The sequence below is a fragment of the Parasphingorhabdus pacifica genome (assembly GCF_054779195.1).
This window is the reverse complement of record NZ_BAAGYS010000021.1, coordinates 218,597-233,196: the sequence shown is the minus strand read 5'-3', so window position 1 is coordinate 233,196 and position 14,600 is coordinate 218,597. Positions and strand designations below refer to the sequence as shown.

13 protein-coding genes are annotated in these 14,600 nt (G+C 67.8%); 8 read left to right on the top strand and 5 right to left on the bottom strand.

The window, feature by feature from the left end:
* Positions 1-9 precede the first annotated feature (9 nt).
* Complete coding sequence (locus ACYVAN_RS24275; protein ID WP_460963503.1) at positions 10-1,515, bottom strand: FAD-dependent oxidoreductase; 1,506 nt, start codon at positions 1,513-1,515, stop codon at positions 10-12.
* 200 nt (positions 1,516-1,715) lie between these two features.
* Between ACYVAN_RS24275 and ACYVAN_RS24270 the strand changes: the two genes are divergently transcribed.
* Both ACYVAN_RS24270 and ACYVAN_RS24265 read left to right on the top strand, forming a co-directional pair.
* Positions 1,716-2,807: an ArsO family NAD(P)H-dependent flavin-containing monooxygenase gene (locus ACYVAN_RS24270; RefSeq protein WP_460963501.1), complete on the top strand. Its 1,092-nt coding sequence runs from the start codon at positions 1,716-1,718 to the stop codon at positions 2,805-2,807.
* Positions 2,808-2,987: 180 nt separating this feature from the next.
* A complete protein-coding gene (locus tag ACYVAN_RS24265; RefSeq protein WP_460963499.1) occupies positions 2,988-3,404 on the top strand; it encodes an ArsR/SmtB family transcription factor in 417 nt (138 codons plus the stop codon).
* A gap of 11 nt (positions 3,405-3,415) precedes the next feature.
* Here ACYVAN_RS24265 and ACYVAN_RS24260 read toward each other — a convergent pair whose 3' ends face one another.
* Both ACYVAN_RS24260 and ACYVAN_RS24255 read right to left on the bottom strand, forming a co-directional pair.
* Positions 3,416-4,375 (bottom strand): ADP-ribosylglycohydrolase family protein, encoded by a 960-nt coding sequence (locus ACYVAN_RS24260; protein ID WP_460963497.1) that lies wholly within the window; start codon positions 4,373-4,375, stop codon positions 3,416-3,418.
* 232 nt (positions 4,376-4,607) lie between these two features.
* Positions 4,608-5,744: an ROK family protein gene (locus ACYVAN_RS24255; protein WP_460963495.1), complete on the bottom strand. Its 1,137-nt coding sequence runs from the start codon at positions 5,742-5,744 to the stop codon at positions 4,608-4,610.
* A gap of 204 nt (positions 5,745-5,948) precedes the next feature.
* Between ACYVAN_RS24255 and ACYVAN_RS24250 the strand changes: the two genes are divergently transcribed.
* Genes ACYVAN_RS24250 through xylB form a run of 3 tightly spaced genes read left to right on the top strand, consistent with a single transcriptional unit; the run spans position 5,949 to position 9,995 of the window.
* The gene (locus ACYVAN_RS24250; protein WP_460963493.1) at positions 5,949-7,391 is read left to right on the top strand and encodes a sugar porter family MFS transporter; all 1,443 of its coding nucleotides are present in this window, start codon (positions 5,949-5,951) and stop codon (positions 7,389-7,391) included.
* A 49-nt stretch (positions 7,392-7,440) separates the two neighbouring features.
* The gene (xylA, locus tag ACYVAN_RS24245; RefSeq protein ID WP_460963491.1) at positions 7,441-8,595 is read left to right on the top strand and encodes a xylose isomerase; all 1,155 of its coding nucleotides are present in this window, start codon (positions 7,441-7,443) and stop codon (positions 8,593-8,595) included.
* Positions 8,596-8,597: 2 nt separating this feature from the next.
* Positions 8,598-9,995 (top strand): xylulokinase, encoded by a 1,398-nt coding sequence (gene xylB / locus ACYVAN_RS24240; RefSeq protein WP_460963489.1) that lies wholly within the window; start codon positions 8,598-8,600, stop codon positions 9,993-9,995.
* Positions 9,996-10,016: 21 nt separating this feature from the next.
* Here xylB and ACYVAN_RS24235 read toward each other — a convergent pair whose 3' ends face one another.
* On the bottom strand, positions 10,017-10,781 hold the full coding sequence (locus ACYVAN_RS24235) for a LysR family transcriptional regulator substrate-binding protein (protein ID WP_460963487.1): 765 nt from the start codon (positions 10,779-10,781) through the stop codon (positions 10,017-10,019).
* 60 nt (positions 10,782-10,841) lie between these two features.
* Here ACYVAN_RS24235 and ACYVAN_RS24230 point away from each other — a divergent pair, with 60 nt between their 5' ends.
* A complete protein-coding gene (locus ACYVAN_RS24230) occupies positions 10,842-11,234 on the top strand; it encodes a DUF5997 family protein (RefSeq protein ID WP_460963485.1) in 393 nt (130 codons plus the stop codon).
* A 486-nt stretch (positions 11,235-11,720) separates the two neighbouring features.
* Here ACYVAN_RS24230 and ACYVAN_RS24225 read toward each other — a convergent pair whose 3' ends face one another.
* Positions 11,721-11,894, bottom strand: a complete 174-nt coding sequence (locus tag ACYVAN_RS24225; RefSeq protein WP_460963483.1) for a hypothetical protein — start codon at positions 11,892-11,894, stop codon at positions 11,721-11,723.
* A gap of 103 nt (positions 11,895-11,997) precedes the next feature.
* On the opposite strand from ACYVAN_RS24225, the gene ACYVAN_RS24220 reads away from it, so the two are divergent.
* Both ACYVAN_RS24220 and ACYVAN_RS24215 read left to right on the top strand, forming a co-directional pair.
* Positions 11,998-12,930 carry an AurF N-oxygenase family protein gene (locus ACYVAN_RS24220; protein WP_460963481.1) on the top strand — a complete coding sequence of 311 codons (933 nt, stop codon included), beginning with the start codon at positions 11,998-12,000 and terminating at the stop codon, positions 12,928-12,930.
* 4 nt (positions 12,931-12,934) lie between these two features.
* Positions 12,935-14,485, top strand: coding sequence for an FAD-dependent oxidoreductase (locus ACYVAN_RS24215; protein ID WP_460963479.1), 1,551 nt, complete (start codon positions 12,935-12,937; stop codon positions 14,483-14,485).
* Positions 14,486-14,600: the final 115 nt, after the last annotated feature.

Genomic DNA, 14,600 nt, shown 5'->3' with positions numbered 1-14,600 from the left:
ACGAGCGGGCTAGCACTCCGCAGGGGTCCCGCCGCCGCTTTCCCCCATCGTGCTCTCCAGTTCGTCGGCGACCAGGGATGCGAGCTGCAGGGCCGCGTCGTGGTCGATGCCGAGATCCGCGGCGGCGGCATGCACAGCGGACCGCAGGTCCGGCGTGCTCGAGACGTGGCCGACCGTGGCCGAGATCAGGTTCGCGGGAATGTCGGCGGGAAGACCGAGATGGGTGGCGGCATCGGTCGCGATCGCCCGAGCTTCGGCCGTTGCCGAACAAACGCCGGTCTCGGGCAGTTCGAGCCGGACGTCGCGGGCCGCTTCCCAGTCGCCTGCCAATGCGGCCACGATGGAGCGAACCTGTTCGTAGCCGGTCGCCAGCAGAAAAGTGGGAGCGCGACCGTACGATTTCATTCCGACCGCGAAGTAGTTCGGCTCGGGATGTGCGAGTTCATCCACTCCATGCGGGCGCACCGAACCGCAGGAGTGCAGGTTCGGGTCGATCAGCGGAGCGAGGTCTCGCGCGCAACCCAACGCCGGGTCCAGTTCGAGACGCAGCTCGTCGGCGATGGTGTGGTCGGGGCGGAATCCGGTGGCCGTCACGATCCGATCCACCGTGACCGCCTGATCGCCGGCCGCACCTGCGATGACCTCGACCCGCTTGTCGTCGGTGAGTGTCAACTCACGCACGCCGAATCCGGTGAGCAGCCGAACTCGTCCGGACTCGACCAGTCTCCGCAACCCGTTTCCCAGCTCGCCACGGCCCGGAAGCGCGTCGGCGTCACCGCCGCCGAACGCGTGGTCCGGCTCGCCTCCACGAACCGCCCAGGTGACCACGGTGTCCGGTTCCAGCGCGACGAGCTCGTCCAGCGCGAGCAATGTGTTCGCCGCCGAATGCCCGGCACCGCTCACGAGGGTGTGGTTGCCCGCGAACCGCTCCCGGTCCGCGCCGAGCACGTCCGGCAGCGATGACTCGACGAACTCTGCGAACTCGATCTCGCCACGTGCGGGTAGTCCGTTGGCGCCGAGCACGTTCGGCTGGTTCCAGGTTCCGGACGCGTCCAGCACAGCGCGCGCCACCAACTCTTCGCCGTTCGCCAGTCGCACCACGAACGGCGCCGCTCGGCGACCGGCCGTCCGCACCCGATCGAATCCCTCGCGCGCGAGGGCGACCACCCGATTGCCGTACCGGATGTGCGGCTCCAGCATCGGATGCGAGGCCAGCGGGCGCAGGTAATCGTCAACGAGTTCAGCACCGGTGGGCAGATGATCCGCCTCGGGCAGGCTCCACCCGGAACCCTCCAACAGCCGCCGCGCCACCGCGTCGGTGTTGTACCGCCACGGACTGAACAGCCGTACATGCCCCCATTCGGACACGGCTGCACCCGGACGCGCGCCGGCTTCGAGCACCACGAACCGAATCCCGCGCCGCGCCAGGTGCGCCGCGGCGGCCAACCCCACCGGACCAGCACCGATCACCACAACCGGCAACCCCTCGACTGAGACTTCGTCCTGCTTAACCATGAGTAGACCCTCATTTCAACAGTGGATGCACTCATAAACAGCGTACACTGTTGTATTGATTCGGGCGGAGACTGCGCCGAAACCGACCGAACCGGAGCCGACGGTGACGTTGCGAACGTCGTACGGCCCGCGGCTTCCGGGCGGACCACGCCGCTGGTTGGATGTGCGGGGCCGTTCGACGGAATCTCGCCGGGATCCGCTTGAGTCAGGAGGCAGTGTTGGGCGACACCCGCGATGTGGTCGTGGTCGGTGGCGGGCAAGCCGGACTCGCGGCCGGGTACTTCCTCCGACGCGCGAACCTGGATCACGTCATCCTCGACGACCAGATCGAGCCGGGTGGCGCCTGGCAGCACTACTGGGACTCGCTGCGGTTGTTCTCGCCCCCCGAGCACAGTCCGCTTCCGGGCTGGTGGATGCCCCGCCAGCCGGAAGAGGAGTTTCCCACCGCCGAGCACGTCGTTCGCTACCTCGCCGACTACGAGCAGCGATACCAGTTACCGGTGCGGCGACCCGTGCGGGTGACCGGCGTGCATGACTCCGGCACCCGACTGACGGTCCGCACCGACCACCAGGAGTGGTCGGCGAAGATCGTCATCAGTGCCACCGGAACCTGGGACGCGCCGCATCTCCCCGCGTATCCCGGGCAGAGCGCATTCGCCGGCAGACAGTTGCACACCGTCACGTACCGCTCACCGGAGGAGTTCCGCGGAGAACACGTCGTGGTCGTCGGCGGCGGCAACTCCGCGGCGCAGATCCTCGCCGACGTCTCCACCGCGGCCGAGACCACCTGGGTGGCCACCCGACCACCGCGATTCATGCCCGACGACGTCGACGGACGGGTGCTGTTCGACGTGGCCACCCGACGCGAAGCCGCCCGGCGGGCCGGAATTCCGGACACCGGCGGCCCCGACAGCCTGGGCGACATCGTCATGGTTCCCAGCGTGCTGGCAGCCCGAGAACGCGGCGTGCTGAACGCCCAACCGATGTTCGACCGTCTCACCGAGCGCGGCATCGCCTGGGACGAGGGTCGCGAACTCGACTGCGACGCGATCATCTGGTGCACCGGGTTCCGCCCTGCGCTGCGCCCACTCGCGCCGCTACGACTGCGCACCGAGGACGGCGTGGTTCCGACCGACGGTGCACGCAGCATCCAGGAGCCCCGGCTCTACCTCCTGGGGTACGGGGACTGGACTGGCTGGGCCTCGGCCACGCTCGTCGGGGCGGGCAGGACCGCGAAGTCGGCGGTTGCCGATATCGCCGCGCAGCTGGCGGGACGCGAGGCGACCGGCTAGTTGACGGTGGCTCGGACACACTCGTGGACGGGCCGCGGCCACCGACAGTGGCCCGGTCCCGGTCGTGGTCGGGATTCCGCTTGACGGCGTTTCCGGAACCCTGTGCGGGCCGGAAGAAGATCCACCAGCGAATGAACCCGACACCAGCGTTGATTGGTGCGTGTCTGATTCAATGGAACGATGGGACGCGAGTTGGACATCGAGCTGTGGGACGTGACAGCACCGACGGTGGCCGAGAAAGCACGTCGCCTCGCGCCAATGCTGAAAGCGGTAGCCGACGAGTCCCGGCTGGCCCTGATGCTGCTGCTCGCCGAGCGTCCCCGCACCGTCCGAGAACTCACCGAACTCACCGGGATGAGCCAAACCCTGGTCAGCCACCACCTCACACCACTCCGTGAGCAACAGCTGATCATCGCCTCACCCAAGGGCCGCAGCAACGTGTACTCGCTGTGCTGTGACGGCCTGGTCGAACCCGTGCGACTGCTCGCATCGCTCGCCGCCACCGGCCCCGACGCGGGGCAGAACTGCTCACCAGCACCGGTCGGCTCGACCGACGGTGACCAGCACGATCCGAACGACCCCCTCGCGGTCGAATAGCGAGGGCGGAATCAGGGGTTCCAGGAGCCCGGCCGCGCGAGTTCGTCGGCGAGGTCGCGAATCCGGTCCGCGTCCTCCAGACGTTCCAGCCAGGCCGCGGGGAGGTGGTTGATCCCGGTCCGGGCGCCGGTCATGGCCCCTGCCATCGAGGCGATGGTGTCGGTATCGCCTCCAGCCCTGATCGCATGACGGATCGCTTCGACCGGGCGGTCCGGGTATTGCAGGAACGCGTGCAGCGCCATGGGCACGGAGTTGATCGCTGTCGTGTCGTTTCCCAGCTGCTCGGCCGCGTAGCTCGGCGAGGCCGAAGTGGACATCGTTCGGATGCGATCGAGACGCCCCTGCCAGTTGGTGCTCCTGACCACACCGTTGAGCTGGTCGAGGAAGTGCCCGCGGTCCAATGGCCGCGAGGGGTCGGTGTGCAGAGCGGTGTAGACCGCGCATGCCTGCAGGACCGCGCCGTCCTCACCGTCCGGGTGGGCGTGGGTGACGCGCGCCGTCCTCCGGGCGAGCTCGGAAGCGTGCTCGAGGCCGGTGGCGATCACAGCGACCGGGGCGACGCGCATCGCGCCGCCGTTGCCGTAGGAGCCGTGCCCGGAGAAACATTCCCGCGCCGCATCGCTCCAGTCGGCCCCATCGAGGATCCTCCCGAGCACGCGGCGGCTTCCGGCACCGTATCCGCGCCAGGGTTCGTCGTGCCAGGCTCGCGCGAAGTCGCGGGCCAGCACGTCTTCGGCCACCGGCGCGCTCTGGTCCCGCTGTTCGAGGAGATGCCGGGCCAGGACCAACGTCTGGGCGGTGTCGTCCGTGTAGTGCAACCGCGCTGTTGAACTTTCGTGCTCCAGGAGCAAGGCGTCATCGACCATGTGCCTGCCCTCGAACGCCGCCCCCAGCGCGTCGCCCATCGCGGCTCCGAGCAAGACTCCACGTGCTTTCGCGCCGGCGACCTCGGTGATAACGGAGTTTGTCAAGCTTGATCCTGTCGTGAGTCGATAATGATCCGGAATTGCAACGGTTTCCGGTCCTGGCGGTGTCGCTGGCGACCACTGTGGTCGAACTTCCGTCGCCCGTCCCACCGCGAGCGCCGCGAAGGTCCAGCACGGGCGAACGTCGTGATCGTCCACGATGGAATCACGTCTGCCGAACAGGGCCGCAGCGGTACTCCCGACGATGCGGCGGGAATGCCGGACGGCGACGGCGGACTCAGAACGCGACGTGTTCACGCGCGAGCAGAACCGCGCCCTCGACCTCGGCATGGGGCAATGAGCTCGTCACCAGGCGACAGGCGGATTGCGGCAACGAGCATTCCCTGACCGCCTGCTGCACCGGTGGCCATAAGGCCTCACCGGCACCGATCACCGGGCCGCCGAGGACGATCAGGTCCGGGTTGAGCACGTTGAGCAGGTAGGCGATCCCGCGGCCGAGGCCGGTGCCCGCGCGTTCGAGAGCCGTCACCCCGGCGACGTCACCGCGCGCTGCCGCGGCGAGCACCTCGTCGAGTTCACAGTCCGGCTCGAGGCTGGTGGCAACTCCCGCATCGGCTGCTTCCCGCACGGACTGCAGGATCGCGGGCTGAGCGGCCACGCTTTCGAGGCAGCCGTCGTTGCCACACGCGCAGCGCCTGCCGTTGTCCTCGACGCGGCAATGCCCCAGTTCGCCACCGATCCCGGCACCGCCGGAGAACAACCGGGAGTCGAGCACTATGCCCGCGCCGATCCCCACCCCGACCATGATCCGTACGAAGTTGGCCACTCCTTCGGCACAACCGAGGCGTTGTTCGGCCAGCGCACCGGCGTGGGCTTCGTTGTAGATCACCGCGGGGACGCCGAACAGGTCCTCCATCCACTCGCGCAGCGGGACATCGCGCCATTCCAGGTTCGGCGCCAGCAGGCAATAACCGCTGCGGTGGTCGACCAGTCCGGACACCGACACTCCGATCGAGGCGATGCGGCCGGACGGCACGCCTGCGCGCTCCGCCGTTTCACGCACGAGCGGCCCCAGCGCCCGCACCCCTTCCGCGGCGTCACCGACCGCGCTGGGCACCGCCGCTTCCGCCAGGGAGCGCCCCAGCGCGTCGGCCACGACCACCGAACTCCGGCGCACGCCCAGGTGCACTCCGACGTAGGCCCGAGCGTCTGGATTGAACACGACGAGATTCGGTCGCCGTCCACCGACCACACCGGCCTCGCCCACCCCTGCGGCGGTGAGCATGCCCTCTTCGAGCAGTGAGTCGATGATCGAGGACACCGAGGGTTTGGTCAGTCCTGTCGCGCGGGCTACTTCCGCGCGTGAGCGCGATTGGCCATCACTGAACAGCTCGAGCATGAGCTGTCGATTCATCTGCCGGACCGTACTGGGATCCGCCATACCGCGATACCTCCTCTACAGCCCGTGCAGCCACCGCCGGCGCCAACCGGGTCGCCGTATGACTATCGGTGACTTCGTCTCGCCCGGAAACCGGGGTGCTCTCCATCTTGACATGAGTTGGTAAGGATACGATCCTTACCAACCGTTGCGAGAGGCCCACAATGCAATGGAGCATCGATGTCCGTCCCTCCCATCACTGAAGCGTCCGGCGCCGGGGCAAGTCCCCGCACGCTGCGCACAGTCCATTTCGCCTCGGTCGCCGCGTTAGGCGGCCTCCTCTTCGGCTACGACACCGCCGTAATCAACGGTGCTGTCACCGCTATCCGCAGCACCTTCGAAGTCGGAGCCGTCGTCACCGGCCTGGCCGTGGCCATGGCCCTGATCGGCTCGGCCATCGGCGCCTGGTACGCCGGAACACTCGCCGATCGATTAGGCCGCGTGCCCACCATGCGCACAGCCGCGGTGCTCTTCCTGCTGAGCGCCATCGGATCAGCGCTGCCGTTCACCGTCTGGGACTTCACGTTCTGGCGTCTCATCGGCGGCATCGCGGTCGGTATGGCCTCGGTGATCGCCCCGGCCTACATCGCCGAGATCTCCCCGGCCAGTGGTCGCGGCAGGCTCGGCGCCCTGCAGCAACTGGCCATCGTGCTCGGCATCGCGGTCTCCCAGGCCGTCAACTGGGCCATCGCCGGTGCGGCGGGTGGCGCCGAGGAGACGATGCTGGGGCTCGCCGCGTGGCAGTGGATGCTGGCCGTGGAAGCCATCCCCGCCGTGCTCTACGGCGTGCTCGCCTTCACGATTCCGGAATCGCCGCGCTACCTGGTCACCCGTGGCCGACTCGACGAGGCCCGAGAGGTCCTCCGCACCACCGAAGGCGGCGACGTCGACGAACGCCTGTCCGAGATCCGGGAATCGGTGACCAACGACCACCGCCCGCGGGTGCGGGACCTGCGCAACGGACGTACCGGACTGCTGCCGATCGTGTGGATCGGCATCGGACTGTCGGTGTTGCAGCAGTTCGGCGGAATCAACGTCATCTTCTACTACTCGTCCGCGCTGTGGCAGTCGGTCGGGATCGACGAATCGAGCTCACTGCTGCTGAGCCTGTCCACCCAATTCTTCAACATCCTGGGCACCATCATCGCCCTGATGTTGTTGGACCGGATCGGACGGCGTCCCCTGTTGATGACCGGATCGGCCGGTATGGCGGTCATGCTGGGAATCGCCACGTTCGCCTTCAGCCACGCCAACACCATCGACGGCGAACCGAACCTGGCGAACCCGTACGGGCCCATGGCGCTGATCGCCGCGCACATCTTCGTGTTTTTCTTCGCGATCTCGTGGGGCCCGGTCGTGTGGGTGCTGTTGGGCGAGATGTTCCCGAACCGGTTCCGCGCCCCTGCTCTGGCCGTAGCCGCCGCCGCACAATGGCTGGCCAACTTCGTCATCACGGCCACGTTCCCACCGCTGTCCGAGATCAGCTTGTCGATGACCTACTTCGGATACACCGCTTTCGCCGCCCTGTCGCTGTGGTTCGTCATCAAGTGGGTCCCGGAGACCAAGGGACGCACCCTCGAAGACATGGACCGCACGGTCCTGACGCGGACAGGCCGATCCTGACCGAGTCCGCGTACAGCTCAAAACACGATTCGACTCAAGGAGAAACCCCATGGACCTCACCCCCACCCCACAAGACCGATTCGCCTTCGGCATGTGGACGATCGGGTGGCAGGCCAACGACCCGTTCGGCGACCCGACCCGGGAACGCATGGACCCGGTCGAGGTCGTGCACGGGCTCGCCGACATCGGCGCCTACGGCATCACCTTCCACGATGACGATCTGATCCCGTTCGGCACGCCCGCCGCGGAGCGCAACACGATCATCGACCGATTCCGCAAGGCACTGGCCGAGACCGGCCTGGCAGTGCCGACCGCGACCACCAACCTGTTCGGACACCCGGTGTTCAAGGATGGCGCACTGACCGCCAAGGACCGCGACGTGCGCCGTTTCGCGCTGCGCAAGGTCTCCCGCAACATCGATCTGGCCGCCGAACTCGGTGCGGAGACCTACGTGTTCTGGGGTGGCCGCGAGGGTTCGGAAGCCGAGGCCGCCTACGATCCGATGGCCGCGCTGGAGCGGTACCGCGAGGGCCTCAACGCACTGACCCACTACGCCGAGGAACAGGGCTACCGACTGCGGTTCGCCCTGGAACCCAAGCCGAACGAACCGCGCGGCGACATCATGCTCCCGACCATCGGGCACGCCTTGGCGTTCATCCAGACGCTGGATCACCCGGAAATGGTCGGGGTCAACCCGGAGGTCGGCCACGAGCAGATGGCCGGGCTCAATGCCGTGCACGGCTTTGCCCAGGCGCTGTGGCAGGACAAGCTGTTCCACGTCGACCTCAACGGTCAGCACGGGCCGCGCTACGATCAGGATCTCGTGTTCGGCCACGGGGACCTCATCAACGCGTTCTTCCTGGTCGACCTGCTGGAGAACAGCAGCTACGACGGCCCCCGCCACTTCGACTACAAGCCGCTGCGCACCGAGAAGACCGACGGTGTGTGGGAGAGTGCACGTGCCAACATGCGCACCTACCTTGCCTTGCGGGAACGGGCGCGACAGTTCCGCCAGGATCCCGAGGTCGTCGAGGCACGCAAGGCCGCGCGGTTGGACCAGCTGGCGGTGCCCACCCTGGATAAGGGCGAGGACGTCACGGGCATTCTGTCCGAGGAGCTCGACGTCGAAGAAGCAGCCGAGCGCAGCGCGGGCAACGCGCGGCTGCAGCAACTGGCCGTCGAACACTTGATGGGAGCACGCTGACCATGCCGTTGGTCGCGGGAGTCGATTCGTCGACCCAATCCTGCAAAGTCGTCGTCCGCGACGCCGAAACGGGTGCGCCGGTGCGCGAGGGGCGTGCCGAGCATCCCGACGGGACGCAGGCGGATCCCCGCCACTGGTGGACAGCGCTGAACACCGCTGTCGACCAGGCCGGCGGGCTCGACGATGTGGCGGCGGTGTCAGTGGCGGGCCAGCAGCACGGGTTGGTGTGCCTCGACGAACAGGGCGAGGTGGCGCGAACGGCGTCGCTGTGGAACGACCTCGCCCCCGCCACAGCGGCCGATGCGCTCGCGGACGAACTCAGCCCGCAGCACTGGGCCGAGGCGGTCGGTATCGTGCCCCGGGCCTCGTTCACCGTGGCCAAACTGCGCTGGCTCGCCGAGTCCGATCCGGCGTCGGCCTCGCGCACCGCGGCGGTGTGCCTGCCGCATGACTACTTGACGTGGCGCTTGGCGGGCACCGGCGATCCGACCCGGATCACCACCGACCGCGGGGACGCCTCGGGCACCGGCTACTGGTCGCCGTTCTCGGGGAGCTACCGAGAGGATCTGATCGCCCGGGCGTTCGGTTCGGTGCCGAACCTGCCGAAGGTGTGCGGGCCGGCTGAGCAGGCGGGCACCACCGACACCGGCATCGTGCTCGGCCCCGGCACCGGCGACAACATGGGCGCCGCGTTGGGCCTGGGCATCGGGCCGGGTGACGTGGTCGTATCGCTCGGGACTTCGGGCACGGTGTTCGCCGTGGGCCAGGATCCGATCGCCGAACCCACCGGGGACATCGCGGGCTTCTGTGATGCCACGGGTCGGTTCCTGCCGTTGGTGTGCACCCTCAACGCGGCGCGAGTGCTCAGCTCGACCGCGTCGATGCTCGACACCGACCTCGACGAGCTGGATCGGCTCGCCGGGCAGGCCACACCTGGTGCGGGCGGGTTGACGCTACTGCCCTACCTGGATGGGGAGCGCACGCCGAATCTGCCCGAGGCAGCAGGCACACTCACCGGGATGCGCACGGCCAACATGACCCCCGCGAATCTGGCCCGGGCGGCGGTCGAGGGCATGCTGTGCGGGCTCGCCGACGGGCTGGACCTACTCCGCGGGCACGGGGTCGAGGTCAATCGCGTACTGCTGACCGGCGGCGCCGCCCGATCGGCCGCGGTGCAGGTTGTTGCTCCGGCGTTGTTCGACGCCGAAGTCGAAGTGCCCGAACCGGACGAGTACGTGGCCATCGGGGCCGCCCGTCAAGCCGCCTGGACCCTCACGGGATCGGAGGAGCCGCCGGCCTGGAACGTCGCCCGCAGTCGGATTTCGGGAGACGATCCGGCTTCCGCCCGCCCAGTACGGGAGGCCTACGGGGAGGCCCGTGGACGGATGCACCGGGTCTGAGGGCCGTGCCGCACAGGCTTGCTACGAACGGCGGCGAGGCTTCCCGCGTTTGGCACCCTTGGCTCCGCTGGAACCCTTGGAACCTGGTTGCCTGCTCCCGCCAGTCGGTTTGCGCGCAGGCGTCTTCTTGCCGTCCCCAGCGGCACGCGTGCGCTTGGCCGGTTCCGGGTCCGGGCTGCGCCCACGCGTGCTGTTGACGGTTCGCCCACGGACGATCCCGATGAACTGCTCCATCAGGTCGGTGGTCTCGTCCTCCAGCCACGACAACGCGACGCGCGACTGCGGGGCGTCCGTGACCGGCCGGTAGGTCAGGTCCTTGCGATGGTGCAGCCGGGCGAGTGACTGCGGGACGACGAGCAGTCCCACGCCGGCGGCCACCAGTTCGATGGCGGCCGCGGTCGTTGCCGGACGCTCGATCGCCGGCTGTCCGGGCGGTCGTTCCCACTCGAGGGTGTCGTCGAGGGGATGCAGCACGATGTCGTCGGCCAGATCGTCTCCGGACACCTCTTCGGCCGCGGTGACCAGGTGCTCCTTCGGGACCACGACCACGGTGGTCTCGGTGTACAGCGGAATCGCATGCAGACCCGTCCGGTCCGTCGGCAACCGGAGGAGCACCGCGTCGACGGATCGGTCGCGCACCGGATCGGCGGCTGCGGCGGCGGGGACCTGGACCAGATTCAGCGAGACCCCTGGCAACCGCTCGTTCCATATCCGCACCCACTTGCCGGGTGTCACCCCCGGGACATACGCGAGCGTGAAAGAGGGAGATTCGTCCGAGCGTGGCACGTGGTCAGATTACCGGCGTCACCCACAGGTAGCGCGCGCACGGTCGATATCCTTGACAACATGACCTCGCAGAAGACCTCCCAGACGATGAAGCCCGCTACCGCGGCGAAGAAGCTGAACGTATACCTCGAAGCCACCCCTGCGGAGTTCCAGGAGGGTCTCGTCTCGCGCGACGAGTTGAACGCCCTGCAGGCCGATCCGCCCGAGTGGCTGCGGGAACTGCGCCGCAACGGCCCCCACCCGCGACCGGTCGTCGCGGCCAAGCTGAGCATCTCCATCGGTGGCCTCGCGCGTGGCGGAATCACCGAGCCCCTCACGACGGAGCAGATCAACGCGTTGAAGGCCGAGCAGCCCGAGTGGCTCCAGCGAGAGATCGCCACCCAGGCCGAAGTCCGGAAGGAAGCCGCCCGCGTCAAGGAGAAGAACGCGGAGCGCCGCCATTCGGATTCCTGACCGAGAAACGGTGCGTTCGTTTCGGTTCTTATTCAACGGGCCGGAACCCGGAGGAAATTGTGCCGGCGGGAACGCCTGCCCGCACAAGTCCCGACTGACCGCATGATCGTGTTGTTTCGCGCCGGCGGGTTGTGCACCGTCGGCCGGAGGAACGGTTTCCACCGTTCTCCCGTCACCCCACCGCGTCGCAGGTTGCTCCGACCTGCTCGGACGGCTCGGCGCCGCCCCTCACCGCGCCACATCGACTGATATCCGGGCGCCGGAACCGGATGTCCGGTGCACGATTCGCCCCTCTGTAACGCTGACCACTCACCCGGATCACCGGGTGAATTGTCTTCTGCCGGCCCTGTCGGGCGAATCGAATACATGCTCGTCGAGCGTCCATCCCATTAATCCCGCGGATCGCCCGAGTCCGGTCAGCGCAGGCCTCGTGTTCGAGAGCATGTCCGGTGGACGCGAAATATGGCGGGCGCGGAAATCGCGATCTCAACCGGGCCACCGCACACCCACTACCCGGCGGACCATGCGGACCATGCGGACCGGCAGGGCGAAAACGGCCCAACCACGTCCCGGCGGAGGCATCTCGCCCGGCTCCGTGGAGGTCAGCGCGGACTCGGCACCCATCAGCCCGGGAGCGATCCACTCGCCTGAACCTCCCACTCGCCTGAACCTCTTGCATCGGCCGCAGTATGTGTTACCGTTCGTAACACGTTACCATTGGTAACAGTAATGGATGTCACGGTCGTCTCGTAAGGGAGTGCGCATGAGCAGCAGCATCACCAGGGCGGACACGCCGTCGTCGCAGCCCGGACGGGACAGTCCCGAGCGAGACGACATGGCGCGCAGGTTGCTGGACTCCTCCGAAACCTTGTCCTACGACCCCGCGAAGGAAGTCGACTGGGAGACTCCGCTGGACACCGACTACCACGGCGCCAGCCCGGAGTGGAGCACGCTGTACGGGACGTCCTACTGGAACGAGTTGAGCCCGGACCAGCAGCGCGAACTGACCCGCCAGGAAGCGGCATCGGTCGCCAGCACCGGAATCTGGTTCGAAATGATTCTCCAGCAGATGATGTTGCGGGACTTCTACGGGAAAGACCCGACCGATCCTGCCTTCCAGTGGGCGCTGACCGAGATCGCGGACGAGTGCAGGCACTCGATCATGTTCGCCCGCGGTGCCGCGAAGCTGAACGCTCCGGCTTACCGTCCGCGGCGGCTCGTGGTCGAGTTCGGCCGCATCTTCAAGACCGTGGCTGCCGGTGAGGCCGCCTACGCCGCGATCCTGGTCGCCGAGGAAGTTCTCGACGTCATGCAGCGGGACTGGATGCGCGACGAGCGAGTGGTTCCGTTCGTCCGGACCATCAACAACATCCACGTGGTCGAAGAGTCGCGGCACATGAAGTTCGCCCGCGAGGAGACCAAGGAGCGCCTGAAGTCCGCGGGCTGGCTCCGACGCCAGATCAACGCCGTGGTCGTGGCCGGGGCGGCATACTTCATCGTGACCAACATGGTGCACAAGAAGGTGTACGCGAACGCCGGCCTGGACACGAAACGCGCCGTCCGCGAGGCGAAGGCGAACGAGCGCCACAAGTCCATGATGCGGTCCAGCTGCGCCGGGCTGATGGAATTCCTCCACTCGGCCAGGCTGCTCACCAAACCGGCGACCTGGTTCTACAAGCGCGCGAACCTCATCTGAACCCATGGCCTACGCGATCACTCAGACCTGCTGCAACGACGCCTCGTGCGTCAAGGCGTGTCCGGTCAACTGCATCCACCCGACGCCGGACGAGCCGGACTTCGGTGCCACCGACATGCTCTACATCGATCCGCAGACCTGCATCGACTGCGGAGCCTGCGCCGATGCGTGCCCGGTGGACGCGATCTTTCCGGTGGACAGCCTCACCGGGTCGCTCCAGGTGTACGCGGACGTCAACGCCGACTACTACGCGGACCGAACCCCCGCCGCGAGCGAGGGCCCCGCGGATCCGTCACCGAACTTCCACTCGTGGCACCCGCCGGTGTTCAACCGCAACATCCCCAGCGACATGGCGCCGCTGGACGTCGCCGTGGTGGGAACCGGTCCGGCGGGCATGTACGCCGTCGAGGACCTCTTGTTGCACACCAACGCCAGGGTCACGCTGTTCGACCGGCTACCCACCGCCGGCGGTCTCCTCCGGTACGGCGTCGCTCCCGACCACCCGTCGACGAAGAAGATCGGTGACACGTTCGCGCGTTTCCACGAGCATTCCCGGTTGCGGCTGCGCCTCGGCGTCGAAATCGGCCGGGACGTCACCGCCGAGGAGCTCGACGCGCGGCACCACGCGGTCATCTACGCGGTGGGCGCTTCCGCCGCACGGCAGCTCGACATCCCCGGCGAGGACCTGACCGGCAGCATCACCGCGACGACCGCGGTGGCTTGGTACAACGGCCATCCGGACGTCTCAGCGGACGCCGTCGGGCTCTCCTCCGACCGCGTGGTCATCGTGGGCAACGGCAACGTCGCACTGGACGTGGCCCGCATCCTGACGGCGGACCCGAGCGCACTGGAAGACACGTCGATCTCCCCGGAAGCTCTGGCGCAGTTGCGTTCCAGCAAGGTCCGCGAGGTCGTGCTGCTCGGTCGCCGTGGCCCGGAATCCGCCGCATACACCACGCCGGAAATTCTGGCGCTCACCCAGCAGAACGGCATCGACTTGGTGGTCGACGCACACGACCCGCGCACGACACGAGCCATCGATGCCGCCGACCCCAATACCAAGGCGGCGCTGCTGCAGGACCTACCGCAGGAGACGGTGGACTGGTCCGCCCCGCCACCCGCGAACGGAAAGCGCCGGATCGTGCTCCGCTTCCACTCGGCGCCGCAGGAAGTCCTCGGCGACACCGAGGTCCGCGGGCTGCGCGTCACCGGTAATGACGACGACGTGGAACTCGCGGCCGGTCAGGTCGTGCAGGCGGTCGGCTACCGCGGAACGGCGCTGCCCGGCCTGCCCTTCGACGCCGGAACCGGCACGATCCCGCACACCAACGGGCGCGTCGACGGGTTGGCGGGAACCTACGTCGTCGGCTGGATCAAGCGCGGCCCGTCCGGTGGTATCGGCGCCAATCGCGAATGTGCCAAGGAAACCATCAGCACCTTGCTCGACGATGCGACGGCCGGCGAGCTCCGCGAGCCGAGCAGGCGGTCGCCGACTCTGGCCGGTCTCACATCTCTCACATCCCGACTCCGCAAACGCGGAGCGATCAAGAGTTAAGTTTCCGGTTCGGGGAACGGTGGACAACGTTCCCCGAACCGTCATTTCGTGCGGCCACCGTGCGCGGGGCAAATGCCACGTGCCGCGTCCCGAACCAGGTTACCGTCCGGGCGCT

What these genes read in the sequence shown, in the direction of transcription:
- ACYVAN_RS24275 (WP_460963503.1), bottom strand. Translation starts at nt 1,515, where the DNA reads ATGGTTAAGCAGGACGAAGTCTCAGTCGAGGGGTTGCCGGTTGTGGTG.
- ACYVAN_RS24265 (WP_460963499.1), top strand. Translation starts at nt 2,988, where the DNA reads ATGGGACGCGAGTTGGACATCGAGCTGTGGGACGTGACAGCACCGACG.
- ACYVAN_RS24255 (WP_460963495.1), bottom strand. Translation starts at nt 5,744, where the DNA reads ATGAATCGACAGCTCATGCTCGAGCTGTTCAGTGATGGCCAATCGCGC.
- ACYVAN_RS24250 (WP_460963493.1), top strand. Translation starts at nt 5,949, where the DNA reads ATGTCCGTCCCTCCCATCACTGAAGCGTCCGGCGCCGGGGCAAGTCCC.
- xylA (WP_460963491.1), top strand. Translation starts at nt 7,441, where the DNA reads ATGGACCTCACCCCCACCCCACAAGACCGATTCGCCTTCGGCATGTGG.
- xylB (WP_460963489.1), top strand. Translation starts at nt 8,598, where the DNA reads ATGCCGTTGGTCGCGGGAGTCGATTCGTCGACCCAATCCTGCAAAGTC.
- ACYVAN_RS24230 (WP_460963485.1), top strand. Translation starts at nt 10,842, where the DNA reads ATGACCTCGCAGAAGACCTCCCAGACGATGAAGCCCGCTACCGCGGCG.
- ACYVAN_RS24220 (WP_460963481.1), top strand. Translation starts at nt 11,998, where the DNA reads ATGAGCAGCAGCATCACCAGGGCGGACACGCCGTCGTCGCAGCCCGGA.
- ACYVAN_RS24215 (WP_460963479.1), top strand. Translation starts at nt 12,935, where the DNA reads ATGGCCTACGCGATCACTCAGACCTGCTGCAACGACGCCTCGTGCGTC.